General features: G+C 74.7%; 1 protein-coding gene (running past one end of the window). It reads left to right on the top strand.

Annotation, left to right across the window (positions count from 1 at the left end; all coding sequences use genetic code 11):
• The first annotated feature begins 67 nt into the window (after nt 1–67).
• Nucleotides 68–26,974, top strand: partial view of a non-ribosomal peptide synthetase gene (locus AW274_RS00700; RefSeq protein WP_062428309.1) — the 5' portion only. The gene runs 7,089 nt beyond the window's last position; 26,907 of the gene's 33,996 nt are visible here — the first part of the coding sequence; its start codon is at nt 68–70; its stop codon lies off the right edge, out of view.

Raw genomic sequence — 26,974 nt, 5'->3', positions numbered from 1 at the left:
GGGATTATTCGAATCGACAACCGGGCGTTTCTTCGGCGCGGCGTTCGCTGCTTAAGGAGACGCACAAATGATCCCGTTGTCGTTCGCGCAACGCCGGCTCTGGTTCATCGCCGAACTGGAGGGAATGAGCGCCACCTACAACAACGTCATCGCGCTGGAGTTGCGCGGGCCGCTCGACGCGGCGGCCCTCGGCGCCGCGCTGCGTGACGTCATCGGGCGCCACGAGCCGCTGCGCACGATCTTCCCGACCGTCGACGGCGAGCCCCACCAGCACATCCTCGCCCTCGATGAGCTGCGGTGGGAGCTCGACGTACGGGACGTCGACGCGGACGCGACCGACGCGGAGGTGCGGCGGGCGGGCGAACACGCGTTCGACCTGTCGGCCGACGTGCCGATCCGGGCGTCGCTCCTGCGCCGTTCTCCCGGCGACCATCTGCTCATAATCGTGGTCCACCACATCGCCACCGACGCGTGGTCGAACCGCCCGCTCGCGCGTGACCTTTCGGCCGCTTATGCGGCCCGTTCGCAAGGCGTGGAACCGGGCTGGGAACCGCTTCCCGTGCAATACGCGGATTACGCCTTGTGGCAGCGTGAACTACTCGGCGCGGATTCCGATCCGGGCAGCCGCGGCGCGGTTCAGATGGATTACTGGCGGCGTACTCTCGCGGGAATTCCCGAGGAACTTCCGCTGCCCGCCGACAAGGTGCGGCCCGCGGCGGCGAGTTATCGCGGGCACCGGGTGCCGTTCCACGTGCCGGGAGAGGTCCACCGGCGGCTCCTGGACGTGGCGCGGGCCGAGGGCGTGACGCTGTTCATGGTCGCCCAGGCCGCGCTGGCGACGCTGCTGTCGAAGCTGGGCGCCGGGACCGACATCCCGATCGGCTCCACGATCGCGGGACGGACCGACGAGGCGCTCGACGACCTGGTCGGCTTCTTCGTGAACACGCTGGTCATCCGCACCGACCTGACGGGCGACCCGGAGTTCCGCCAGGTACTGGCCCGCGTGCGGCGGGCCGGGGTCGAGGCGCTGGCCCACCAGGACGTGCCGTTCGAGCGGCTCGTCGAGGAGCTGGCCCCGGCCCGGTCGCTGGCCCGCAACCCGCTGTTCCAGGTCATGCTCAGCCTGCAGAACACCGCCGAGGGCGTGCTCGACCTCTCCGGGGTGTCGGTGCGGCCGCTCTCCTCGAACCTGCCGGTCGCCAAGTTCGACCTCGACGTCACGCTGCGCGAGAGCGCCGACGGGCTGGCCGGTGAGCTCGTCGGCGCCGCCGACCTGTTCGACGAGGAGACCGTGCGGCGGATCGCGGGCTGGTTCGTGCGGGTGCTCGACCAGGTCGGCGCCGCCCCCGAGGTGCGGCTGCACGCCGTCGACGTGCTCGGCCCCGACGAGCGGCGGCGGATGCTGACCGATTGGAGCACCACCCGCGCGCCGGTGGTGGCCGGCTCGTTCCCCGAGATGTTCGCCGGGCACGTCCGGCGCACCCCCCACGCGGTGGCCGTGGCCTGCGGCGGCGAGCAGGTCTCGTACGCCGACCTGGACGCCCGCGCCACCCGCGTGGCCGCACTGCTGCGCGCCCGCGGCGTCGGCGCCGAGGACGTGGTCGGCCTCTGCCTGCCCCGCGGCGCGGGGATGATCGCCGCGATCCTGGGCGTGTGGAAGGCGGGCGCGGCCTACCTGCCGATCGACGGGCAGCTCCCCGCCGACCGGGTCGCGTTCATGCTGGCCGACGGCGGGGTCCGGCTGGTGCTGGCCGACCGCGCCGAGTTCGGCGTCCTGGCCGCCGCCACGCCCGCGCCCGTGGCCTGGCTCGACGACCCCGCCACCCTCGCGCCGCACACCGAGCCTGTGGCACAGGAGGCGCCCGGCCCGCTCGATTTGGCCTACGTCATCTACACCTCGGGGTCGACGGGGCGGCCGAAGGGCGTCGCGGTCACCCACGGGTCGCTGGCCAACCTGGTGATCGCCCTCCAGCCCGTGTACGGCGCGGCGCCCGGCGTCGGGGTGCTCCAGTTCTCCTCGTTCAGCTTCGACGTCTCGGTCGAGGAGACGTGCGTCGCGCTGGCGGCCGGCGCGACGCTGCTCGTCGCCACCGCCGAGGAGCGCGCCCAGCCGAGACTGCTCTCCCGGCTGCCCGGACTGCGGTCGGCGTTCCTGCTGCCCTCGGTGCTCGGCCTGCTCGACCCCGCCGACCTGCCCGGCCTGCGGACCCTCCAGATGGGTGCGGAGCCGGTCGACGAGAACGTGGTCCGCGCCTGGGCCGCCCCCGGGCGGCGGCTGTTCGACACCTACGGCCCGACCGAGGCCACCGTCACCATGACCGTCGCCGAACTCGACCCCGCCCGCCCCGGCCCGGTGCCGATCGGGCGGCCGATCGGCGGTTCCCGCGTGTACGTGCTCGACGAGCGCCTCGACCCGGTCCCGGTCGGCGTGGCCGGGGAACTCTACGTCGGCGGCGTCTGCGTGGCCCGGGGATACGCCGGGCGGCCCGGCCTGACCGGCGAGCGGTTCGTGGCCTCGCCCTTCGAACCCGGCGAGCGCGTGTACCGCACCGGCGACCTGGTGCGGTGGACCGCCGACGGGCAGCTCGTGTTCGCGGGCCGGGCCGACGACCAGGTGAAGCTGCGCGGGTTCCGGGTCGAGCCCGGAGAGGTCGAGGCGGTGCTCCGCGCCCGCGCCGACGTCGCCCAGGCCGCCGTGGTGGTCCGGGAGGACGTGCCCGGCGACCAGCGGCTCGTCGCCTACGTGGTCGCGGCCGGGCCCGACGCCACCGCGCTGCCCGAGGTGCTGCGCGAGCACGTCGCCGCGCGGCTGCCCGCGTACATGGTGCCGTCGGCGGTGGTGCCGCTGCCGGAGCTGCCGACGCTCGTCAACGGCAAGCTCGACCGGCGGGCGCTGCCGGTGCCCGAATATCCGGCCGGGCCGGGCCGGGGGCCCTCCAGCGTGCAGGAGGAGATCCTCTGCGGCGCGTTCGGCGAGGTGCTCGGCCTCGCCCGCGTGGGCGTCGACGACGACTTCTTCCAGCTCGGCGGGCACTCGCTGCTCGGCGTGCGGCTCGTGTCGCGCATCCGGGCGGTGCTGGACGCCGAACTGCCGCTGCGGGTGCTGTTCGAGCGGCCCACCGTCGCCGGGCTGGCCGCCTGGCTCGCCGGGGCGGGCACCGGGCCCGTGCGGCCGGAACTGGCGCCGCGGGCGCGCCCCGAACGGCCGCCCCTGTCGTTCGCGCAGCGCCGCCTGTGGTTCGTCGACCAGGTCGAGGGGCCCAGCCGGACGTACACGCAGGCGGCCTCGCTCCGGCTGACCGGCGACCTCGACGTGCCCGCCCTCGCGGCGGCGCTGCGCGACGTCATCGGCCGCCACGAGCCGCTGCGCACGGTCTACCGGAGCGCGGACGGCGAGCCCTACCAGCTGGTGCTCGACGCCGACGCGGCCGGATGGGAGCTGGAGGCGGCCCACGTGGCCCCCGACCGGCTGACCGAGGCGGTCGCGGAGGCCGCGCGGCACACCTTCGACCTGGCGGCCGAGCCGCCGATCAAGGCCGTCCTGTTCCAGACCGCGGGCGACGACTACACGCTCGTGCTGGTCCTGCACCACATCGCGGGCGACGGCTGGTCGATGACCCCGCTGGGCCGCGACATCTCGGCCGCCTACGCCGCCCGGACCAGGGGCGAGGCGCCCGGCTGGGCCCCGCTGCCGGTCCAGTACGCCGACTACGCCCTCTGGCAGCGCGACCTGCTGGGCGATCGGGGCGACCCGGACAGCCCGCTGTCGCGGCAGGTCGCCTACTGGCGCGACACCCTGGCCGGGGCGCCCGAGGAGCTGCGGCTGCCGCTCGACCACCCCCGGCCCGTCCTGGCCGGGCACCGGGGTCACCGGGTGCCGTTCCGCGTCCCGGCCGACGTCCACGAGAGGGTGGCCGGGCTGGCGCGGGCCGAGGGCGTCACCCCGTTCATGATCCTGCAGGCCGCGCTCGCGGTGCTGCTGTCGCGGCTCGGCGCCGGCACCGACGTGCCGATCGGCGCCCCGGTCGGCGGCCGGACCGACGAGGCCCTCGACGACCTGGTCGGCACCTTCGTGAACACGCTGGTGATCCGCACCGACCTGTCCGGCGACCCCGCCTTCCGGCGGCTGCTGACCCAGGTCAGGGAGGCCACCCTCGGCGCGCTGGCCCACCAGGACGTGCCCTTCGAGCGGCTGGTCGAGGAGCTGGCCGTGACGCGGTCGCTGAGCCGCCACCCGCTGTTCCAGACGATGCTCACGATGCAGAACGTCGAGCGGGCCGGGCTGACCCTGCCCGGCGTGCACGTCGGCGAGGGCACGGCGGCGTCCGGCGGCGAGGTCTTCTCCGCGGCCCGCTACGACCTGCACGTCATGGTGGAGGACACCTTCGACGACCGCGGCCGGCCCGCGGGGCTGCGCGGGTACGTGAACCTGTCGGCCGACCTGTTCGAGGCCTCGACCGCCGTGAAGGTCGCCGCCCGGTTCACCCGGGTGCTGGAGCAGGTGACCGCCGCGCCCGACGTGCGGCTGCACGCCGTGGACGTGCTCGACGCCGGGGAGCGCGAGCGCGTCCTGGCCGGGTGGAACGACACCGCGACGGCCGCCGAGGCCGCCGACCTGCTCGAACTGTTCGCCGCGCAGGTCGCGCGGACCCCCGGCGCGGTCGCGCTCGTCGCCGGGGGGACCCGGCTGACGTACGCGGAACTCGACGGCGTCGCGTCCCGGATCGCCGCGCGCCTGCGCGAACTGGGCGTGGGCGCGGAGTCGGTCGTCGGCCTGTGCCTGCCGCCGGGTGCGCGGACGATCGCCGCGATCCTCGGCGTGTGGCGGGCGGGGGCGGCGTACCTGCCGATCGACGCCCGGCTCCCGGCCGAGCGGATCGCGTTCATGCTGGCCGACAGCCGTGCCGGGCTCCTGCTGGCCTCCCGGGACGACCCGGCCCCCGGGCCGCTGGGTGTGCCGGTGGTCTGGTTCGAGGACGCCCTGACCACGTCGCCCGCGCCCGCCTATCCTTCCGCGCCGGTCGGCCCGGCCGGATTGGCGTACGTCATGTACACCTCGGGCTCGACCGGGACGCCCAAGGGCGTCGCGGTGACCCGGGGGTCGCTGGCCAACTACGTGGCCTCGGTGTCGGGAAGGTTCGGCTGGACGGCGCCCGGAGACCGCTATGCGCTGCTCCAGCCGCAGGTCACCGACCTGGGCAACACGGTGCTGTTCGCGAGCCTGGCGACCGGTGGGGAACTGCACGTGCCGGACGCCGACGTGGTCACCGACCCGGCCGCGGTCGCCGCCTATCTGCGCGACCACCGGATCGACCACGTCAAGGGCGTGCCGTCCCACCTGGCCGCACTGTCGGCGGGCGCCGGGAACGCGGCCGTGCTCCCGGCCCGGTCGCTCGTGCTCGGGGGCGAGGCGGCCGACCCCGGCTGGGTGGCCGCGCTCCTGGCCGAGGCCGGGGACCGCCGCGTGTTCAACCACTACGGCCCGACCGAGACCACGGTCGGCGTCGCCACCGCCGAACTCGGGGGGACCGGGACGCCGCCGATCGGCACGCCGATCGCCAACACCCGCCTGTTCGTGCTCGACGACGGCCTGTCGCCGGTCCCGGTCGGCGTCTCCGGCGAGCTGTACGCCGCCGGCGCCCCCCTGGCCCGCGGCTACGTCGGCCGCCCCGGCCTGACCGGCGAACGGTTCGTCGCCTGCCCGTTCGGGTCGGGCGAGCGGATGTACCGCACCGGCGACCTGGCCCGATGGACCCCCGACGGCCGGCTCGTGTTCGCGGGCCGGGCCGACCACCAGGTCAAGATCCGCGGCTTCCGGGTCGAGCCCGGCGAGGTGGAGGCCGTCCTGCTGAGCCACCCCGACGTCACCCAGGCGGCGGTGCTCGCCCGCGGCGACCGGCTCGTCGCCTACGTGGTCGGCGTGGCCGACGGGCTCAAGGAGTTCGCCGCCGGGCGGCTGCCCGAATACATGGTCCCGTCGGCGTTCCTGACGCTGCCCGCGCTGCCGCTGACCTCCAACGGCAAGCTCGACCGGGCCGCGCTGCCCGACCCGGATGCGACCGCCGCGGTCACCCGCGTCCCGGCCACTCAGGCCGAGGCCGCCCTGTGCGAGGTGTTCGCCCAGGTCCTCGGCCGCGCTTCGGTCGGGCCGGACGAGGACTTCTTCGACCTGGGCGGCCACTCGCTGCTGGCCATCCGGCTGCTGTCGCGCATCCGGGCCCGGCTCGGCGCCGACGTCAAGATCCGCACCCTCTTCGAGGCGCCGACGGCGGCGGGGCTGGCGGCCCGGCTGACCCGGGCCGACCGGGTCCGCCCGCCGCTGACGGCCGGGCCGCGCCCCGCACGGCCGCCGCTCTCGTCCGCGCAGCGGCGGTTGTGGTTCCTCGACCGGCTGGAGGGGCCGAGCGCGACGTACAACATCTCGCTGGCGATCCGGCTGACGGGCGACCTCGACGTGGCCGCGCTCGACGCGGCCCTGCGCGACGTGATCGCCCGGCACGAGCCGCTGCGCACCGTCTACCCCTCGGTCGACGGCGAGCCGTACCAGCGGATCCTCGACCAGGACGAGATCGACTGGTCGCTCCTGCGCGGGGAGCCCGCGGAGCTGGGAGACGTGGCCTTCGACCTGGGGACCGAGGTGCCGGTCCGGGCCTGGTTGTACCCCGACGGCGACGCCCACGTGCTGGTGCTGGTGATCCACCACATCGCCACCGACGGCTGGTCGCACACGCCGCTGAGCCTCGACCTGTCCGCCGCCTACACGACCCGGCTCGCGGGCCGCGCGCCCGAGTGGTCGCCGCTGCCGGTCCAGTACGCCGACTACGCCCTCTGGCAGCACGACGTGTTCGCCGAGGAGGCCCAGATCGCCTACTGGCGGGAGGCGCTGGCCGGGATCCCGGAGGAGCTGGCGCTGCCCGCCGACCGCCCTCGCCCGCCCGTCGCCGGGCACACCGGATACGGCGTGCCGCTGCACGTGCCCGAGCGCGTCCACGAGCGGATCGCCGAGCTCGCCAGGGCCGAGGGCGCGACCGTCTTCATGGTCCTGCAGGCCGCGCTGGCGGTGACGCTGTCGCGGCTCGGGGCGGGCGCCGACGTGCCGATCGGGTCGGCCGTCGCGGGCCGTGCCGACGAGGCGCTCGACGATCTGGTCGGCTTCTTCGTGAACACGCTGGTGATCCGGGCCGACCTGGCGGGCGACCCGGACTTCCGGCGGGTGCTCGCCCGCGTGAAGGAGGCGAGCCTGGGGGCGCTGGCCAACCAGGACGTGCCGTTCGAACGGCTCGTGGAGGAGCTGGCGCCCGAACGCTCGCTCGCCCGCCACCCGCTGTTCCAGGTGATGCTGACGCTGCGCAACACCGGGACCGTCGCCCTCGACCTGCCCGGCGTCACCGCCGAGCCGCTGCCCGCCGGGCCGCCCTCGGCCCGCTTCGACCTGGAGATCCACCTCAGGGAGACCGCCGACGGGCTCCGGGGCACCCTCGACGTCGCGCTCGACCTGTTCGACCCGGCCACCGCCCACACCCTGGCCGAGCGCTGGACCCGCGTGCTCGACCAGGTCACCGCCGACCCGGACGTCCGGCTCCACGACGTGCGCGTGCTCAGTGAGGCGGAGCTGGCGCAGGTCGTCACCGGGTGGAACGACACGGCCGAGGAGATGCCGCCCCTCCTGCTGCACGAGCTGTTCGAGGCCCAGGCCCGCCGCACGCCCGACGCGGTCGCCGTCGTCTTCGAGGGCACGGAGGTCACGTACGCCGAACTCGACACCCGCGCCGAACGGCTGGCCCGGCACCTGGCCGCGCGGGGCGCCGGCCCCGACACGGTCGTCGCGGTCGTGCTCGACCGGGGGATCGAGCTCCTCGTCGCCCTCTGGGCCGTGCTCAAGGCCGGGGCCGCCTATCTCCCGGTCGACCCCGGCAACCCGGCCGACCGGATCGCGCTGCTGCTCGCCGACGCGGCGCCGGTCGTCGTGCTGGACGACCCCGCCGAGGTCGCCCGGCTCGCCACGACCGACGGCGGCGTGGCCGTACGCCGGGCCGCCGCCGACTCCGCCGCGTACCTGATCTACACCTCCGGATCCACGGGGCGGCCCAAGGGCGTCGTCGTCTCCCACCGGAGCATCGTCAACCGGCTGGAGTGGATGCGCCGCCACTTCGGCATCGGGCCGGACGACCGGGTCGCCCAGAAGACGCCGACGGTGTTCGACGTCTCGGTGTGGGAGCTGTTCTGCCCGCTCGTCGCGGGCGCGACGCTGGTGGTGGCCCGTCCCGGCGGGCACCGCGACCCCGCCTACCTCGCCGGGCTGGTGCGCGAGGCCGGTGTCACGATCGCCCACTTCGTGCCGTCGATGCTGGACGCCTTCCTGCTCGACCCCGCGGCCGCCGGGCTCACCGGGCTCCGGCTCGTGGTCAGCAGCGGTGAGGCGCTGCCGCTGGCGACCCAGGCCCGCTTCACCGCCGTGCTCCCCGGCGCGGAGCTGCACAACCTCTACGGCCCGACCGAGGCCGCCGTCGACGTCTCCGCTTGGCGCTGCGACCCCGCCCAGACGGAGGGCCCGGTGCCGATCGGCGCGCCCGTCGCCAACACCCGCCTCTACGTGCTGGACGACCGGCTCGCTCCGGTGCCCCCCGGCGTCACCGGGGAGCTCTACCTGGGCGGAGTGCAGCTCGCCCGCGGCTACGCGGGCCGCCCCGCGCTCACCTCCGAACGCTTCGTCGCCTCGCCCTTCCAGACCGGCGAGCGCATGTACCGTACCGGCGACCTGGCCAGATGGACCGCCGACGGACAGGTCCTGTACGGCGGCCGGGTCGACGACCAGGTGAAGATCCGCGGCTTCCGGATCGAGCCCGCCGAGGTCGAGGCGGTCCTGTCGGGGCACGACGGCGTCGCCCAGGTCGCGGTGATCGCCCGGGACGACCGGCTCGTCGCCTACGTCGTCGGCGGCGCCGACGGCCTCCACGAGTACGCCGCCGCCCGCCTGCCCGAGTACATGGTCCCGGCCGCGTTCGTCACGCTCGACGCGCTGCCGCTGAACCCGAACGGCAAGCTCGACCGCCGCGCGCTGCCCGACCCGGTCTACCGGACGGGGGAGGGGCGGGCGCCCCAGAACGTGCGGGAAGAGCTGCTGTGCGAGGTGTTCGGGCAGGTCCTGGGCCTGGAGTCGGTCGGCGTCGACGACGACTTCTTCCGGCTCGGCGGGCACTCGCTGCTGGCCGTCCGGCTGGTGGAGCGGCTGCGGGCGCGCGGGCTGCCGGTGCCGGTGCGGGCGCTGTTCGAGTCGCCCACCCCCGCCGGGCTCGCCCGCGCGGCCGGCGCCGCGGCCCCGGAGGCGCCGGCGAACCTGATCCCCGACGGCGCGCGGGAGATCACACCGGACATGGTGCCGCTCGCCGCCCTGACCGAGGAGGAGATCGCGACCGTCGTCTCGTCGGTCGACGGCGGCGCCGCCAACGTGGCCGACGTCTATCCGCTGACCCCGCTCCAGCAGGGCATGCTCTTCCACCACCTGCTGGCCGGCGACGGCGCGGACGTCTACGTGACCGCGCGGGTGCTGGAGTTCGCGTCGCGGGACCTGCTCGACGCCGTCGTCTCGACGCTCCAGCGGGTCGTCGACCGGCACGACATCTACCGCACCGCGATCGTCTGGCGCGGCCTGCGGGAACCCGTGCAGGTGGTGTGGCGGCACGCCGTCATGCCGGTGACCGCGCACGTGCTCGACGGCGACCCCGCCGACGGGCTCCTGGCGGCGGCGGGCCCGGCCATGGATCTGGCGCGGGCGCCCCTGATGGACCTGCACATCGCCGAGGGGACCGGCGGCCGCTGGTTCGGGCTGCTCCGGATGCACCACATGGTCTCCGACCGCCACGGCATGAACGTGCTGGTCGACGAGCTGCGCACGCTCCTGTCGGGCGGGCCCGCCGACCTGGCGCCGGTCGCGCCGTTCCGCAACTTCGTCGCGCGCACCCTCGACCCGGCCGGGCACGAGGACTTCTTCGCCGACCTGCTCGGCGACGTGACCGAGCCGACCGCGCCCTACGGGCTGCTCGACGTGCACGGCGACGGCTCCGGCGTGCGGACCGCCCTCGTGGCCCTCCCGGTGGACACGGCCCGCGCGCTGCGGGAGACCTCACGGCGGCTGGGGGTCAGCGCGGCGACGATCACGCACGTCGCGTGGGCGCGGGTGCTCTCCGCGGTCTCCGGCCGGGACGACGTGGTGTTCGGAACCGTGCTGTTCGGGCGGATGAACGCCGGCGAGGGTTCCGACCGCGTGGTCGGCCCCTTCATCAACACCCTTCCCGTACGGGTCCGCGACGCCCGCCAGGGGGTCGGGGCCGCCGTGGAGGGGATGCGGTCGCAGCTGGCCGCGCTGCTCGAACACGAGCACGCGTCCCTGGCCGTGGCCCAGCGGGCGGCCGGGCTGGAGGGCGGCGCGCCGCTGTTCACCTCGCTGTTCAACTACCGGCACGTCCTGCCGGGCGACGAGGAGACCGGGTCGTTCGCCGGCATCCGGACCGTCCGGGTGCACGAGCACACCAACTATCCGCTGAACGTGGCCGTCAACGACGCCGGGCCCGACGACCTGGCCTTCAAGGTCGACGCGGTCAGCCCCATCGACCCGGCCGCCGTCGGCCGCCTGCTCCGGACCGCCGTGGCCAACCTGGTGGAGGCCCTCGACGACGAGCCCGGCCGGGCACTCGGCGCGGTCGGCGTGCTCGACGCCGCCGGACGCGACCGGCTCCTGCGCGAATGGAACGACACCGCCGCCGACCTGCCCGACGGCGACGTCGTCGCCCTGTTCGAGCGGCAGGCCGCCGCCGCCCCCGGCGCGTTCGCCGTGGGGGACGAACTGACCTACGCCGAACTCGACCGGCGCGCCAACCAGCTGGCCCGCCACCTGGGCCGCCTGGGCGTCGGGCCCGAGTCGGTCGTGGGCGTCTGCCTGCCGCGCGGCGCCGACATGATCGTGGCGATCATGGGCGTGTGGAAGGCGGGGGCGGCCTATCTGCCGGTCGACCCGGCCAACCCGGCCACGCGGATCGCGGCGGTGTTCGCCGACGCGGGCGTGGCGTGCGTGCTGACCGCCGACGAGCTCCGCGACCAGGTGACGGCCGACCGGGTGGTCGTGCTCGACCTGCTGCTCCTGGACGACCTGCGGGCGACCGCACCCGGGATCGAGATCGACCCCGACTCCCTCGCGTACGTGATCTACACGTCCGGGTCGACCGGCACTCCGAAGGGCGTCGCGGTCAGCCATCGCGGGCTGGTCAACCTCGTCGGGGTGTTCGGGCCCGTTCTCGGTGCGGGGCCGGGTGCGGGGTTGTTGCAGTTCGCCTCGTTCGGGTTCGACGCCTCGGTGCTGGACGTGGTGGTCGCGCTGGCGACCGGGTCGACGTTGTGGGTGCCCGGAGAGCAGGAGCGGCTGCAGCCCCGGGCGCTGCGGGAGCTGACCGGGGTCGGGGCGGCCAGTGTGGTCCCCTCGCTGCTCAACGTGCTCGACCCGGACGACTTCTCGCACATCGGGCCGATCGTGGTGGGCGCCGAGGGCATCGGCGAGGGCGTCGCCCGGCGGTGGGCCCGGGGCCGGCGGCTGGTGCACGCCTACGGCCCGACCGAGGCGACCGTCATCGTTGCGGCCGGTGAGGTCGGCGCCGACGACGAGGGGCCGATCTCGTTCGGGCGGCCGATCGCCAACTCGCGGCTGTATCTGCTCGACGACCGGCTCTCTCCGGTTCCGCCCGGGGTCGCGGGCGAGGTGTACGTCTCCGGTCTGGGCCTGGCGCGGGGGTATCTCGGGCGGCCGGACCTCACCGCGGAGCGCTTCGTGGCCTCGCCGTTCGCGGCGGGGGAGCGCATGTACCGTACCGGCGACCTGGCGAGGTGGACCCCGGACGGCCGGCTGGTCTTCCACGGCCGGGCCGATGACCAGGTCAAGATCCGCGGCTTCCGGGTGGAGCCCGGCGAGGTCGCGGCCGTCGTCCTGAGATCTCCGGGTGTCTCGCAGGCGGCGATCGTGGCCCGGCACGACAGCCTGGTCGCCTACGTCGTCGGCGAGACCGACGGGCTGCGCGAGTTCGCCGCCGCCCGGCTGCCCGACTACATGGTCCCGGCGGCCTTCGTAGCGCTCGACGAGCTGCCGCTGACCCCCAACGGCAAGCTCGACCGGCGGGCCCTGCCCGAGCCGGAGTTCGCGAGCGGCTCCGGGCGGGCGCCCGCGACCGTCCAGGAGGAGATCCTCTGCGCCGCGTTCGCGGAGGTGCTCGACCGGCCGCTGATCGGCGTCGACGACGACTTCTTCCGGCTGGGCGGGCACTCGCTGATGGCGGTCCGGCTGGTGGAGGTGCTGCGGGCCCGCGGCGTCTCGGTGTCGGTCAGGGCGCTGTTCGAGTCGCCGACCCCGGGCGGCCTCGCCCGGACGGCCGGGGTCGAACCGGTTGAGGTCCCGCCCACCGCGATCCCCGAGGGCGCCGAGCGCCTCACCCCCGGCATGCTGCCGCTGGCCGACCTGACCCAGGCCGAACTCGACCGGGTCGTGGCCTCCGTGGAGGGCGGCGCGGCGAACGTGGCCGACGTCTATCCGCTCGCCCCGCTCCAGGAGGGCATGCTCTTCCACCACCTCCTCGCCGGCGACGGAGTCGACGCCTACGTGACCATGCACGCGCTGGAGTTCGACTCCCGCGACCGCCTCGACGCGTTCGCCGGCGCGCTGCGGCAGGTCGTGGCCCGGCACGACATCTACCGGACCGGCATCGTCTGGGACGGGCTGCGCGAACCCGTCCAGGTCGTGTGGCGGCAGGCAAACCTGCCGGTCGTCGAGCACGGTCCGCAGGAGTCCGAGGCCGCGTTCGTCCGGGCCGTCGGCTCGGCGATGGACCTGGGCCGGGCCCCGCTCATGGACCTGCACACCGCCCCGGCGGAGGACGGCCGGTGGCGGGGCCTGATCCGGATGCACCACATGGTCTCCGACCACCAGGGCATGGACGTCCTGGTCGAGGAGCTGCGAGCGGTCCTCGACGGCCGTGACCTCGCGCCCGCCCTCCCGTTCCGCGACTTCGTCGCCCAGGCCCGGCTCGGCGTGCCCCGCGAGCACCACGAGCGCTTCTTCGCCGACCTGCTCGGCGACGTGACCGAACCGACGGCGCCGTTCGGCCTGATGAACGTGCACGGCGACGGCGGCGACGTCGGCTCGGCCGTGCTGCCCCTGCCCGGCGACCTCGTGGACGGGCTGCGGGACGCCGCCCGCACGCTGGGGGTCAGCCCGGCGACGCTCATGCACGTGGCCTGGGCCCGCGTGTTGTCGGTGGTCTCGCGCCGCGACGACGTGGTGTTCGGCACGCTCCTGTTCGGCCGGATGAACGCCGGCGCCGGCTCCGACCGGGTGCTCGGCCCGTTCATCAACACCCTCCCGGTCCGGGTGCGGACCGGCCAGATGGGCGTGCGGACGGCGGTCGCGGAGATGCGCTCCCAGCTCGCCGCCCTCCTCCAGCACGAGCACGCGCCCCTGGCGCTGGCCCAGCGGGCCAGCCGCCTGGAGGGCAACACCCCCCTCTTCACGTCCCTGCTCAACTACCGGTATGCCGCCACGACCGGTGGCCGGGAGGTCGAGGGCATCAGGGCGGCGGGCATCCACGAGCGGACCAACTACCCGCTGACGATGACGGTGACCGACTGGGGCGGGGGCGGCCTCAGCCTCAACGTGCGCGCCGCGGGCTCGGTGAGCGCGACCGGCGTGACCGTGCTCATGCGGACCGCACTGGAGAACCTGGTCACGGCGCTGACCTGCGACGACGTCGCCCTCTCAGAGGTGGACGTGCTGGAGGAGGGGGAGCGGGAGCGGGTCCTGCGGGGCTGGAACGACACGGCCCGTGAGGTGCCCTCTTCGAGCATCGTGGACCTGATCACCCGGCAGTCCCCTGATGCGTTCGCGGTCGAGGGTGAACTGACCTATGGGGAACTGGATCGCCGGTCGGACCGGCTGGGGCGGCGTCTTCAGACCTTGGGCGTGGGTCCGGAGTCGATCGTGGGAGTCTGCCTGCCCCGTGGGGCGGAGATGATCACCGCGATCGTGGGTGTGTGGAAGGCGGGTGCGGCCTACCTGCCGATCGATCCCGGTAATCCGGCTGAGCGGGTGGGTGCGGTGCTGGCCGATGCCAGGGTGGCGTGCGTGCTGGCGTGTTCCGAAACTCGGCATCTGGTCCCGGCTGGGGTGGAGATCGTTCTCGCGGGCGTGGGGGATTCCGCGGCTCCGCCTTCTGCGGGGAGCGGGGATCCCTCTGCGAGGAGCGGCGATCCCTCTGCGGGGAGTGGGGATTCGTCTGCGGGGAGCGGGGATTCCTCAGCGGAGAGCGGGGATTCCTCTGCGGGGAGCGGGGACGAGGCGGGCCTTTCGGACAGCGGCGGGTTGTCGGGTGTCCGGGTGGAGCCGGATTCGCTGGCTTATGTGATCTATACCTCGGGTTCGACGGGGGCTCCGAAGGGGGTGGCGGTCAGTCACCGGGGTCTAGTCAATCTGGTGGAGGTGTTCGGGCCGGTTCTGGGTGCGGGGCCGGGTGTGGGGTTGTTGCAGTTCGCTTCGTTCGGGTTCGACGCCTCGGTGCTGGATGTGGTGGTGGCGCTGGCGACCGGGTCGACGCTGGTCGTCGCGGATGAGGGCAGGCGGGCTCAGCCTGAGCTGTTGCGGGAGTTGACCGGGGTGGGGGCGGCCAGTGTGGTTCCCTCGCTGCTGAACGTGCTGGACCCGGCTGATTTCTCGCATGTCGGCCCGATCGTGGTCGGCGCGGAGGGCATCACCGAGTCCGTCGCCCGGCGGTGGGCTCAGGGCCGGCGACTGGTCCATGCTTATGGGCCGACTGAGGCCACGGTGATCGTCGCGGCCGGTGAGGTCGATGCCGATGAGGAGGGGCCGATCTCGTTCGGGCGGCCGATCGCCAACTCTCGGCTTTATCTGCTCGATGACCGGCTCGCGCCGGTTCCGCCCGGTGTGGCGGGGGAGGTGTATGTCGCCGGGCTAGGTCTGGCGCGGGGGTATGTCGCCAGGTCAGGCATGACCGCCGAACGGTTCGTGGCCTCGCCTTTCGACGCCGGGCAGCGCATGTACCGCACCGGTGACCTGGCGAAGTGGACCCCGGACGGCCGGCTGGTCTTCCAGGGCCGCGCCGACGACCAGGTGAAGATCCGCGGGTTCCGCATCGAGCCCGGTGAGGTCGCCGCCGTCCTGCTGAGGCATCCGGAGGTCGCGCAGGCCGCCGTGATCGCCCGTGACGACCAGCTGGTTGCCTATGTGGTGGGCCGGGTCGACGGGCTCAGGGAGTTCGCCGCCGAGCGGCTGCCCGACTACATGGTCCCCGCGGCTTTCGTCAGGCTGGACGAACTGCCCCTCACCCCGAACGGCAAGCTCGACCGCCGCGCCCTGCCCGACCCCGAGTTCGCGAGCGCGGGGAGGCCGCCGGCCACCGTCCAGGAGGAGATCCTCTGCGGGGAGTTCGCCCAGCTCCTGGGACTGGAGTCGGTCGGGGTCGACGACGACTTCTTCGAGTTCGGCGGGCACTCGCTGCTCGTGGCGCGCCTGGTGTCGCGGATCCGGGTCGTCCTGGGTGTCGAGGTGCCGTTGTGGATGGTGTTCGAGGCGCCCACGGTGGCGGGGCTGGCCGCGCGGCTGGCCGAGACGGGGCGGGCCAGGGAGCAGCTCGCTCCTCGACCCCGGCCGGAGCGGGTTCCGCTGTCGTTCGCGCAGCGGCGTCTGTGGTTCCTGTCACGGCTCGACGGGCCGAACACGGTCTACAACGTGCCGACCACGGTCCGGTTGTCCGGGCCGCTCGACGTCGAGGCGCTCGACGCGGCGCTGCGCGACGTGATCGTCCGGCACGAGTCGCTGCGGACCGTCTTCCCGTCGGTGGACGGGGAGCCCTACCAGCGGGTCGTCGAACCGGAGGAGCTCGATTGGGCCCTGTCCGTCGATCCCGCCGGGACCGGGAACGAGCCGTTCGACCTGACCAATGAGGTGCCGATCAGGGCGGCCCTCTTCACGAACGGGCCGGCCGACCACGTTCTCGTCGTGACCCTCCACCACATCGCGGGCGACGGCTGGTCGTCGGGCCCGCTCGCCCGCGACCTGTCCACGGCCTACGCGGCCCGCGTCGAGGGCCGGGCCCCCGAGTGGGCGCCGCTGCCGGTCCAGTACGCCGACTACACCCTCTGGCAGCGCGACCTCCTCTCCGGCGACCTGCTGACCGAGCAGGTCGGCTACTGGAGGAGGGCCCTGGCCGGGATACCCGAGGAGCTCACGCTGCCCGCCGACCGGCCCCGGCCCGCCGTCGCCGGGCACACCGGGCACCGGGTGGCCGCCTGGATCCCGGCCGAGACGCACAAGCGGCTGGCCGACCTCGCGCGGGCCGAGGGCGTCACCGTCTTCATGGCGCTGCAGGCCGCGCTCGCGGTGACCCTGTCGCGGACCGGCGCCGGGACCGACGTCCCGATCGGTTCGGCGGTCGCGGGACGGACCGACGCGGCCCTCGACGACCTGGTCGGGTTCTTCGTGAACACGCTGGTCGTCCGGACCGACCTGGCCCGCGACCCGCGGTTCCGGCAGGTGCTCGGCCGGGTCAGGGAGGCGAGCCTCGGCGCGCTGGCCAACCAGGACGTGCCGTTCGAGCGGCTGGTCGAGGAGCTCGCCCCGCAGCGCTCGCTGGCCCGCCACCCGCTGTTCCAGGTCATGCTGACGCTGCAGAACACCGCCAGGGCCGGGCTCGCGCTGCCCGGCACGGCCGTGCGTGACGGCGCCGCCGACCTCACCGGCACGACCACGGCCCGGTTCGACCTCGACGTGACGCTGTCGGAGACGTTCGACGACCGGGGCCGTCCGGCCGGGCTGCGCGGATCGGTGATCGGCTCGGCCGACCTCTTCGACGCCGAGTCGGTCGCGGTGTTCGCCCGCCGGCTGACCCGGGTGATCGAGCAGGTGACCGGCGACCCCGACGTGCGGCTCCACGCGGTCGACGTGCTCGACGAGCGGGAACGCGACCAGGTCCTGCACGTCTGGAACGACACCGCCGCCGACGTCCCGGACACCGACGTGGTGGCGATGGCCGAGCGGCAGGCCGCGCTGGTCCCCGGCGCGGTCGCCGTGGTCGCCGACGGCGAGAGCCTGACCTACGCCGACCTCGACGCGCGGGCCAACCGCCTGGCCAACCGGCTGCGCGGCCAGGGCGTGGGCGCCGAGTCGCTGGTCGCGCTGCGGCTGCCGCGCGGCGCCGACATGGTCGTGGCGATCCTGGGCGTCTGGAAGGCCGGGGCGGCGTACCTGCCGATCGACCCCGCCAACCCGGCCGAACGGGTGGCGGCGGTGCTGGCCGACGCGGCGCCCGCCTGCGTGCTCACCCCGGCCGACCTGCGGGATCTGCCCCTGGACGACACCCGGCCGGACGTGGCGATCGACCCGCGCGGGCTCGCGTACGTGATCTACACCTCGGGGTCGACGGGGACGCCGAAGGGCGTCGCGGTCGCCCACCGGGGCCTGGTGAACCTGGTGTCGGTCTTCGGGCCGATCCTCGGTGTCGAGCCCGGCGCCGGCATGCTGCAGTTCGCCTCGTTCGGGTTCGACGCCTCCGTGCTCGACGTCGCGGTGGCGCTCACCCACGGCGCGGCGTTGTGGGTGGCCGACGAGCCCCGGCGCCGCCAGCCCGAACGGCTCGGCGAGCTGACCGGGGTGACCGCCGCGAGCGTGGTGCCGTCGCTGCTCGGCGTGCTCGACCCGGATCGGCTGCCGCACGTCGAGACCATCCTGGTGGGCGCCGAGGCGATCGGCACGGAGACCGCGCGGGCGTGGTCGCGGGGCCGGGCGCTGATCAACACCTACGGCCCGACGGAGGCCACGGTCATGGTGGCGGCCTCCCCGGTCGACCCCGACCGTCCCGGCCCGGTGCCGTTCGGCCGCCCGATCGCCAACACCCGGCTGTTCGTGCTGGACGACGGGCTCGGGCCCGTCCCGGCCGGGGTCGCGGGTGAGGTGTACGTCGCCGGGGTGCAACTGGCGCGCGGGTACGCCGGGCGGCCGGGGCTGACGGCGGAGCGCTTCGTGGCCTGCCCGTTCGGCGCGGGCGGGCGCATGTACCGTACCGGCGACCTGGCGAAGTGGACCCGGGACGGCCAGCTCGTCTTCCTGGGCCGGGCCGACGACCAGGTGAAGGTGCGCGGGTTCCGGGTCGAGCCCGGCGAGGTCGCCGCCGTCCTGCAGGGTCATCCGGGCGTCTCGCAGGCCGCCGTCGTCGCCCGTGACGGCGCCCTGGTCGCCTATGTCGTCGGCGAGACCGAGGGCCTGCGGGAGTTCGCCGCCGAGCGGCTGCCCGACTACATGGTCCCGGCGGCGTTCGTCGTGCTCGACGCGCTGCCGCTCACCCCGAACGGCAAGCTCGACCGCCGCGCCCTGCCGGAACCCACGTTCGCCGCCGGATCGGGCCGGGCCCCCGAGTCGGCCCGCGAGGAGCGGCTCTGCGCCGCGTTCGCCGAGGTGCTGGGCCTGGAGACGGTCGGCGTCGACGACGACTTCTTCCGCCTCGGGGGGCACTCCCTGCTGGCGGTCCGGCTGGTGGAGACGCTGCGGGCGCATGGCGTCCCGGTGTCGGTCCGGGCGCTGTTCGAGTCGCCGACCCCGGCGGGCCTGGCCCGCGCCGCCGCCCCCGTCCGGCCGGAGGCGACGGCCCCGCTCGCCGACCTGACCGAGGCCGAACGGGAACGGGTCGTCGCCACGGTCGAGGGCGGCGCGGCCAACCTGGCCGACGTCTACCCGCTCGCCCCGCTCCAGGAGGGCCTGCTCTTCCACCACCTCCTCGCCGGCGACGGCGCCGACGCCTACGTCACCATGCACGTGCTCGACTTCGACGGCCGCGCCCGCCTCGACGCCTTCGCCGGCGCGCTGCGGCAGGTCGTGGCCCGGCACGACATCTACCGGACCGCCGTCGTCTGGGAGGGGCTGCGCGAACCCGTCCAGGCCGTGTGGCGGCACGCCGACCTGCCGGTCGTCGAGCACGGGCCCCAGGAGTCGGGCGCCGCGTTCGCCCGCGCCGTCGGCGCCGTGATGGACCTCGGCCGGGCGCCCCTGATGGACCTGCACGTCGCCCCCGCGCCCGGCGGGCACTGGCTGGGCCTGCTCCGGATGCACCACATGATCGCCGACCACCAGGGCACGGACGTGCTGGTCAGTGAGTTGCGGGCCATCATCGACGGCGAGGAGCCGCCCCCCGCGCCGCCGTTCCGCGACTTCGTCGCCCAGGCCCGCGGCGGGATCTCCCGCGAGGAGCACGAACGCTTCTTCGCCGACCTGCTCGGCGACGTCACCGAGCCGACCGCCCCCTTCGGCGTGCTCGACGTGCACGGCGACGGCGGCGACGCGGTCTCCGCGCTGGTCCCGGTGCCCGGCGAGACCGTCGCGGCGCTCCGCGAGAGGGCCCGTGACCTCGGCGTGAGCGTGGCGACGATCATGCATGTGGCGTGGGCGCGGGTGGTGTCGGTGGTGTCGGGCCGCGATGACGTGGTGTTCGGCACGGTGTTGTTCGGGCGGATGAACGCGGGTGAGGGTTCGGATCGGGTGGTGGGGCCGTTCATCAACACCCTTCCGGTGCGGGTGCGTTCGGGCCGTGCCGGTGTCCGGGAGGCCGTGGAGGGGATGCGGGCGCAACTGGCCGGTCTGCTCGAACACGAGCACGCGCCGCTGGCCCTCGCTCAGCGGGCCGCCGGCCTGGAGGGCAACACCCCGCTGTTCACCTCGTTGTTCAACTACCGGCACATGGCGCGGCAGGGCGGGCCCCGGCAGACGCTGGAAGGGGTGCGGACCGCCTACATCCGCGAGCGCACCAACTACCCGGTGTCGGTGTCCGTCAACGACCTCGGCGCGGCCGGGCTCAGCCTCAGCGTCGAGACCGTCGCCGCCATCGACCCCGGCCTGATCGGCCGCCTGCTCGTCACCGCCCTCGGCGACCTCCTCGCCGCGGCTCCGGACACCCCGCTGAGCCGGGTGAGGGTCCTCGACGCCGACGGCCAGGACACGGTCGTGCGCCGCTGGAACGCCACCGGCGCACCGGCCGGACCCGCCACGGTGCTCGACCTGATCCCGCGCACCGACGCCGTCGCCGTCGACACGGGCGACGCCCGGATCACGTACCGGGAACTGCACGAACGGGCCGACCGGCTGGCCCGCCACCTGCGCGCCCAAGGGGCCGGCCCGGAGTCGGTGGTCGGGCTGTCGCTCCCCGACGCCGCCGACATGGTCACCGCGATGCTCGGCGTGTGGAAGGCCGGCGCGGCCTACCTGCCGATCGACCCGGCGCTGCCGGAGGCGCGGGTCTCCTTCCTGGTCGCCGACAGCGGCGCGTCGCCGGTGCTCACCACCCTGCCCGACCTCGGCGACGAACCGGCGGCCGCGCCGGACGTGCCCGTCGGGCGGGCCGGGCTGGCCTACGTGATCTACACCTCCGGCTCCACCGGCACGCCCAAGGGCGTGGCCGTCACCCACGGCGGACTGGTGAACACGATCGCCGCGCAGCGCGAGCGGTTCGCGGTCGGCGCGGAATCGCGGGTGCTCCAGTTCGCCTCGTTCGGGTTCGACGCGGCCGTCTCCGAGGTCCTGATGGCGCTGACCGCCGGGGCCGTCCTCGTGCCGGCCGGCGGACGGCTCGACGGGCTGCCCGACCTGATCGCCGGCCGGGCGGTGACGCACGTGACGCTGCCGCCCGCCGTGCTGGCCGGCCTCGACGACCTGCCCGCCACGGTGGAGACCGTCGTGGTCGGCGGCGAGGCGCTCCCGCCCGCGCTGGTGGCCCGCTGGGCGCCCGGCCGGCGTCTGGTCAACGCCTACGGGCCCACGGAGATGACCGTCGACGCCACGATCAGCCGCCCCCTGGACGCCGGCTCCGCCGTCGTGCCGATCGGCACCCCCGTCGCCAACACCCGCGCCTACGTGCTGGACGCCGCGCTCAACCCGGTCCCGCCCGGGGTGACCGGCGAGCTCTACACGACCGGACCGGGCCTGGCCCGGGGCTACGCCGGCCGTCCCGGTATGACCGCCGAGCGGTTCACCGCCTCCCCGTTCGACCCCGGCCAGCGGATGTACCGGACGGGCGACCTGGCGTGGTGGACGCCCGAAGGCGAGCTGGTGTTCGCGGGACGGGCCGACGACCAGGTGAAACTGCGCGGGTTCCGGATCGAGCCCGGCGAGGTGGAGGCCGTCCTGCTGACGGCGCCCGGAGTGACCGCGGCGGCGGTGGCCGTGCGCGACGAGCGGCTGATCGCCTACGTCGTGGGAGAGACCGGCGGCCTTCGCCGGTTCGCCGCCGCGCGGTTGCCCGCGCACCTCGTCCCGGCCGGCGTCGTGCCGCTCGGCGCGCTGCCGCTGACCCCGAACGGGAAGCTCGACCGCCGCGCGCTGCCCGCCCCCGGCACCCCGGCAGGCGGCGGCCGGGCGCCCTCGACGCCCCGCGAGGAGGTGCTGGCGGGGATCTTCGCCCAGGTCCTCGGCCGCGAGCCGGTCGGCGTCGACGACGGGTTCTTCGACCTCGGCGGCCACTCGCTGCTGGCCGTCCGGCTGCTGTCGCGCCTGCGCACGGTGATGGGCGTGGAGGTGCCGCTGCGGACCCTCTTCGAGGCGCCGAGCGTGGCCGCGCTGGCGGCGCGGCTGGCCGACACCGGGACGGCCCGCCCGCCGATCCGGCCGGTCGCCAGGCCCGGCCGCATCCCGCTGTCGTTCGCGCAGCGACGGCTCTGGTTCCTGGGGCAGCTCGACGGGCCGAACACGACGTACAACATCCCGCTGGTCACCCAGCTCGACGGCGAGGTCGACGCCACCGCGCTGAACGCCGCGCTCCTCGACGTCATCGGACGCCACGAGTCGCTCCGCACCGTCTTCCCCTCGGTCGACGGGGAGCCCTACCAGCGCATCCTCGACGTCGGCGAGCTCGACTGGGCCCTGCGGCTGGAGGACTCGGACGACGTCGACGAGATCACCGCCCACACGTTCGACCTGGTCGCCGAGATCCCGATCCGGGCGTGGCTGCTGCGGGGGCGGACCCTCGTCGTGCTGACCCACCACATCGCCACCGACGGCTGGTCGAACGCCCCCTTCTCCCGCGACCTGGCCACCGCCTACGCCGCCCGCGTCGAGGGCCGCGCCCCCGAGTGGGCGCCGCTGCCCGTCCAGTACGCCGACTACGCCCTCTGGCAGCGCGAGACGCTCGGCGAGGAGACCCTCGCCGCGCAGGTCGCCCACTGGCGGGAGGCGCTCGCCGGCGTCCCGCAGGAGCTCGACCTGCCCTACGACCGGCCGCGTCCCGCCGAGCCCGGCCACAAGGGGCACGGCGTGCCCGTGGACATCCCGGCCGACCTGCACCGCCGCCTGATCGACGTGGCGCGGGCCGAGGGCGCGACCCTGTTCATGGTCCTGCACACCGCCCTCGCCGCGGCCCTGTCGCGGCTCGGCGCCGGGACCGACGTCCCGATCGGCGTCGCCGTGGCCGGACGCTCCGACGAGGCGCTGGAGGAACTCGTCGGGTTCTTCGTCAACACCCTGGTCGTCCGGGCCGACCTGACCGGAGACCCGACCCTCGGCACGCTGCTGGGCCGGGTCAGGGCGGCCGGCATGGCGGCGTACGAGCACCAGGACGTGCCGTTCGAGCGGCTCGTCGAGGAGCTCGCGCCCGACCGGTCGGCGGCGCGGCATCCGCTGTTCCAGATCGTGTTCGCGCTGCAGAACGTCGTCGGCACGGGGGAGACCCGGCCCGCCGGCGGCACTGCGGCGGTCAAGTTCGACCTCGACGTGCTCGTCGACGAGGTCACCGACCCCCGCGGAGCCCCCGCCGGGGTGCGCGGGGTGATCGTGGGCGCGGCCGACCTGTTCGACCCCGCGACCGTCGAGCGGGTCGTACGGGCGTGGCTGCACGTGCTGGAGACGATGACCGGCGACCTCGGCGTCCGGCTCAGCCGGGTCGACGTCGCCGACCCCGGCGAGCGCGAGCGCATCGCCCGCGACTGGAGCCGCGGACCCCTCGCCGGCGGTCCGGAGACGGTCCCCGACCGGTTCGAGGCGCAGGCCGCCCGCACCCCCGACGCCCTCGCCCTGGTCGGGCCGGGCTTCGCGACGACGTACCGGGACCTGGACGAACAGGCCAACCGGCTGGCCCACCACCTCGTCGGCCTCGGAGTGGGGCCGGAGTCGGCCGTCGGCGTGGCGGTGGCGGGCGGGCCCGGGGTCGTGGCGGCCTGGCTCGGGGTGCTCAAGGCCGGGGGCGCGTACGTGCCCGTCAACACGGCCTACCCGGCCGAACGGGTCGCCCTGATGCTGCGCGACTCCGGCGCGGTCGCGGTGATCGCCGACGCGCCCACAGAGGACTTCGGGCTGCCGGTCGTGACGCTCGGCGATCCGGCCGTGCTCGCCGCGCCCGCCGGCCCGCCCGCCCGGAACCTGCTCCCCGGGCATCCGGCCCACGTCGTCTACACCTCGGGCTCGACCGGCGTTCCGAAGGGCGCCGTCATCCTCCACCAGGGCGTCGACCGGGTCGCCCGGCACGTGGACGTCACCCCCGGCGACGTCGTCAGCCAGCTGGCCTCGGTGTCGTTCGACGCCGCCACGCTGGAGGTCTGGGGCGCGCTGCTCAACGGCGCCACCCTGGCGATCCCGCCGACCGGCGAGGCGTCCCCCGCCGAGCTGCGCGACTTCATGGGCGCCTTCGGCGTCACCACCGCCTGGCTGACCGCCGGCCTGTTCCACGAGGTCGTCGACGGGGACGTCGGCGCGCTCGCCGGACTGCGGGAGATCTGGGCCGGCGGCGACGTGCTGTCGCCCGCCCACTGCGCCCGCGTGCTGGCCGAACTGCCCGGGACCGTGCTCACCAACGTGTACGGCCCGACCGAGTGCACCGTCTTCACCACCACGGGCCCGGTCGGCCCCGACGGTCTCGACGGCGGCGTCTCCATCGGCCGCCCGGTCGCCAACGGCGGCGTGCACGTCCTCGACGGGCACCTGCGGCCCGTCCCGGCCGGCGTGCCCGGAGAGCTCTACGTCACCGGCGCCGGCCTGGCCCGCGGCTACGTCGGCCGCCCGGCCTTCACCGCCGAACGCTTCGTCGCCTGCCCCGAAGAGCCCGGCGAGCGCATGTACCGTACCGGCGACCGGGTGAAGTGGACCGCCGACGGCCGGCTCGCCTTCCTCGGGCGCGCGGACGACCAGGTGAAGATCCGCGGCTTCCGCGTCGAGCCCGGCGAGGTCGAGGCCGCCCTCCTGACATCGGCCGACGTCGTGTCGGCCGCCGTCGTCGCCCGCGACGGCCACCTGGTCGCCTACGTGGTGCCGGAGAGCCCCCGCGACGACCTCCCCTCCGAGCTGCGGGACCACCTCGCCGGAAGGCTGCCCGCCTACGCGGTGCCGTCGGCCGTCGTCCTGCTCGACCGGCTCCCGCTGACCGTCAACGGCAAGCTCGACCGCCGCGCCCTGCCCGCGCCCGCGTTCACCACCACGGCCGGACGCCGCCCGGCGACGCCCGGCGAGGAGATCGTGGCCGGTGCGTTCGCCGACGTCCTCGGCCGCAAGTCGGTCGGCGTCGACGACGACTTCTTCCGGCTCGGCGGCCACTCGCTCCTCGCCGCACGCCTGGTGTCCCGCATCCGGACCCTGCTCGGCGTCGAACTTCCCCTCCGCGCCCTGTTCGAGACGCCGACCGCGGCCGGGCTGGCCGCCCGGCTGCCGGGTTCGGGCACCGCCCGCCCGCCCGTACGGGCGGCGGCCCGCCCCGAGCGGATCCCGCTGTCGTTCGCCCAGCGGCGGCTCTGGTTCCTCGACCAGATCGAGGGCCCGAACGCGACCTACAACATCCCGCTCGTGGCCCGCCTGACCGGCGACCTGGACGTGGCCGCGCTGAACGCGGCCCTGCGCGACGTGATCGGCCGGCACGAGTCGCTGCGCACCGTCTTCCCGTCGGTGGACGGCGAGCCGTACCAGCGGGTCCTGGACCTCGGCGACCTCGACTGGGCCCTCGAAGCGACGGATTCGGGGGACGTCGCCGCGGCCACCTCCCACACCTTCGACCTGGGCGACGAGGTCCCGATCCGGGCGTGGTTGTTCGGCGGCCGGATCCTCGTCGTGGTGATCCACCACATCGCGGGCGACGGCTGGTCGATGGGCCCGTTCGGCCGCGACCTGTCCACCGCCTACGCGTCGCGTGTCACCGGCGTGGCGCCGCGTTTCGAACCGCTCCCCGTCCAGTACGCCGACTACGCCCTCTGGCAGCACGACCTGCTGGGCGAGGCCGAACTCGCCGCCCAGATCTCCTACTGGCGCGAGACCCTGGCCGGCGCCCCCGAGGAGCTGACCCTGCCCGCGGATCGCCCGCGCCCTCCGGTGAGCAGCCACGCCGGTCACACGGTGTCGGTGCGCGTCCACGCCGACGTGCACGAACGGCTGGCCTCGCTGGCCCGCGCCGAGGGCGCGACGGTGTTCATGGCCCTGCAGGCGGCGCTGGCGGTGACGTTGTCGCGTCTGGGCGCCGGGACCGACATCCCGATCGGCACGGTCGTGGCCGGGCGGACCGACGAGGCGCTCGACGGCCTGGTCGGCTTCTTCGTGAACACCCTGGTCGTCCGGGCCGACCTGTCGGGCGACCCCGCCTTCGCGGATGTCCTCCACCGGGTCAGGGAGGCGAGCCTGGGAGCGCTGGCGCACCAGGACGTGCCCTTCGAGCGGCTGGTCGAGAGCCTGGCGCCCACCCGGTCGCTGGCGCGGCATCCCCTGTTCCAGGTCGCGCTGACGTTGCAGAACGTCGAGCGGGCCGGGGTGGAGCTCCCGGGCGTCACGGTCGGCGGGGCCGGTGTGGGCGGCGGCGTCGCGGCGGCCAAGTTCGACCTGGACCTGGCCCTGGCGGAGACCTTCGACGACGAGGGACGGCCCGCCGGCCTGCGCGGCTCGGTGACCGCGGCGACCGACCTGTTCGACGCCACCACGACCGAGAGCCTGGTCGACCGGTTCCTGCGGGTGCTGGAACGAGTGACGGCCGACCCTGACGTGCGGGTTCACGCGGTGGACGTGCTGGAGGAGGGGGAGCGGGAGCGGGTCCTGCGGGGCTGGAACGACACGGCGCGCGAGGTGCCCTCTTCGAGCATCGTGGACCTGATCACCCGGCAGGCCCCTGATGCGTTCGCCGTGGACGGTGAGCTGACCTACGGGGAACTGGATCTTCGGTCGGACCGGCTGGCCCGGCGGTTGCTCGCGGTGGGTGTCGGTCCGGAGTCGATCGTGGGTGTGTGCCTGCCGCGTGGTGCGGAGGTGATCGTCGCGATCGTGGGGGTGTGGAAGGCGGGTGCGGCGTATCTGCCGGTTGATCCTGGTAATCCGGCTGAGCGGGTGGGTGCGGTGCTGGCCGACGCCGGGGTGGCGTGCGTGCTGGCCAGTCCCGAAACCCGCCACCTGGTCCCGGCCGGGATGGAGATCGTTCTCGCGGGCACGGGGGATCCCGCGGCTCCGCCCTCTGCGGGGAGCGGGGATCCCTTTGCGGGGAGCGGGGATTCCTCTGCGAGGAGCGGGGATCCCTTTGCGGGGAGCGGGGATGAGGCGGGCCTTTCGGGCGGCGGCGGGTTGTCGGGTGTCCGGGTGGAGCCGGATTCGCTGGCGTATGTGATCTATACCTCGGGTTCGACGGGGGCTCCGAAGGGGGTGGCGGTCAGTCACCGCGGATTGGTCAACCTGGTGGAGGTGTTCGGGCCGGTTCTGGGTGCGGGGCCGGGTGTGGGGTTGTTGCAGTTCGCGTCGTTCGGGTTCGACGCCTCGGTGCTGGACGTCGTCGTAGCGCTGGCGACCGGGTCGACGCTGGTCGTCGCCGATGAGGGCAGGCGGGCCCAGCCCGAGCTGCTACGGGAGCTGACCTCGGTTGGGGCAGCCAGCGTGGTTCCCTCCCTGCTGAACGTGCTGGACCCGGCCGATTTCTCGCACATCGGCCCGATCGTGGTC

Origin of the sequence: Herbidospora daliensis, assembly GCF_001570585.1 — a bacterium.
GTDB lineage: Bacteria > Actinomycetota > Actinomycetes > Streptosporangiales > Streptosporangiaceae > Herbidospora > Herbidospora daliensis.
The sequence above is the reverse complement of the archived record's forward strand: the minus strand, read 5'-3'. Positions and strand labels throughout refer to the sequence as shown.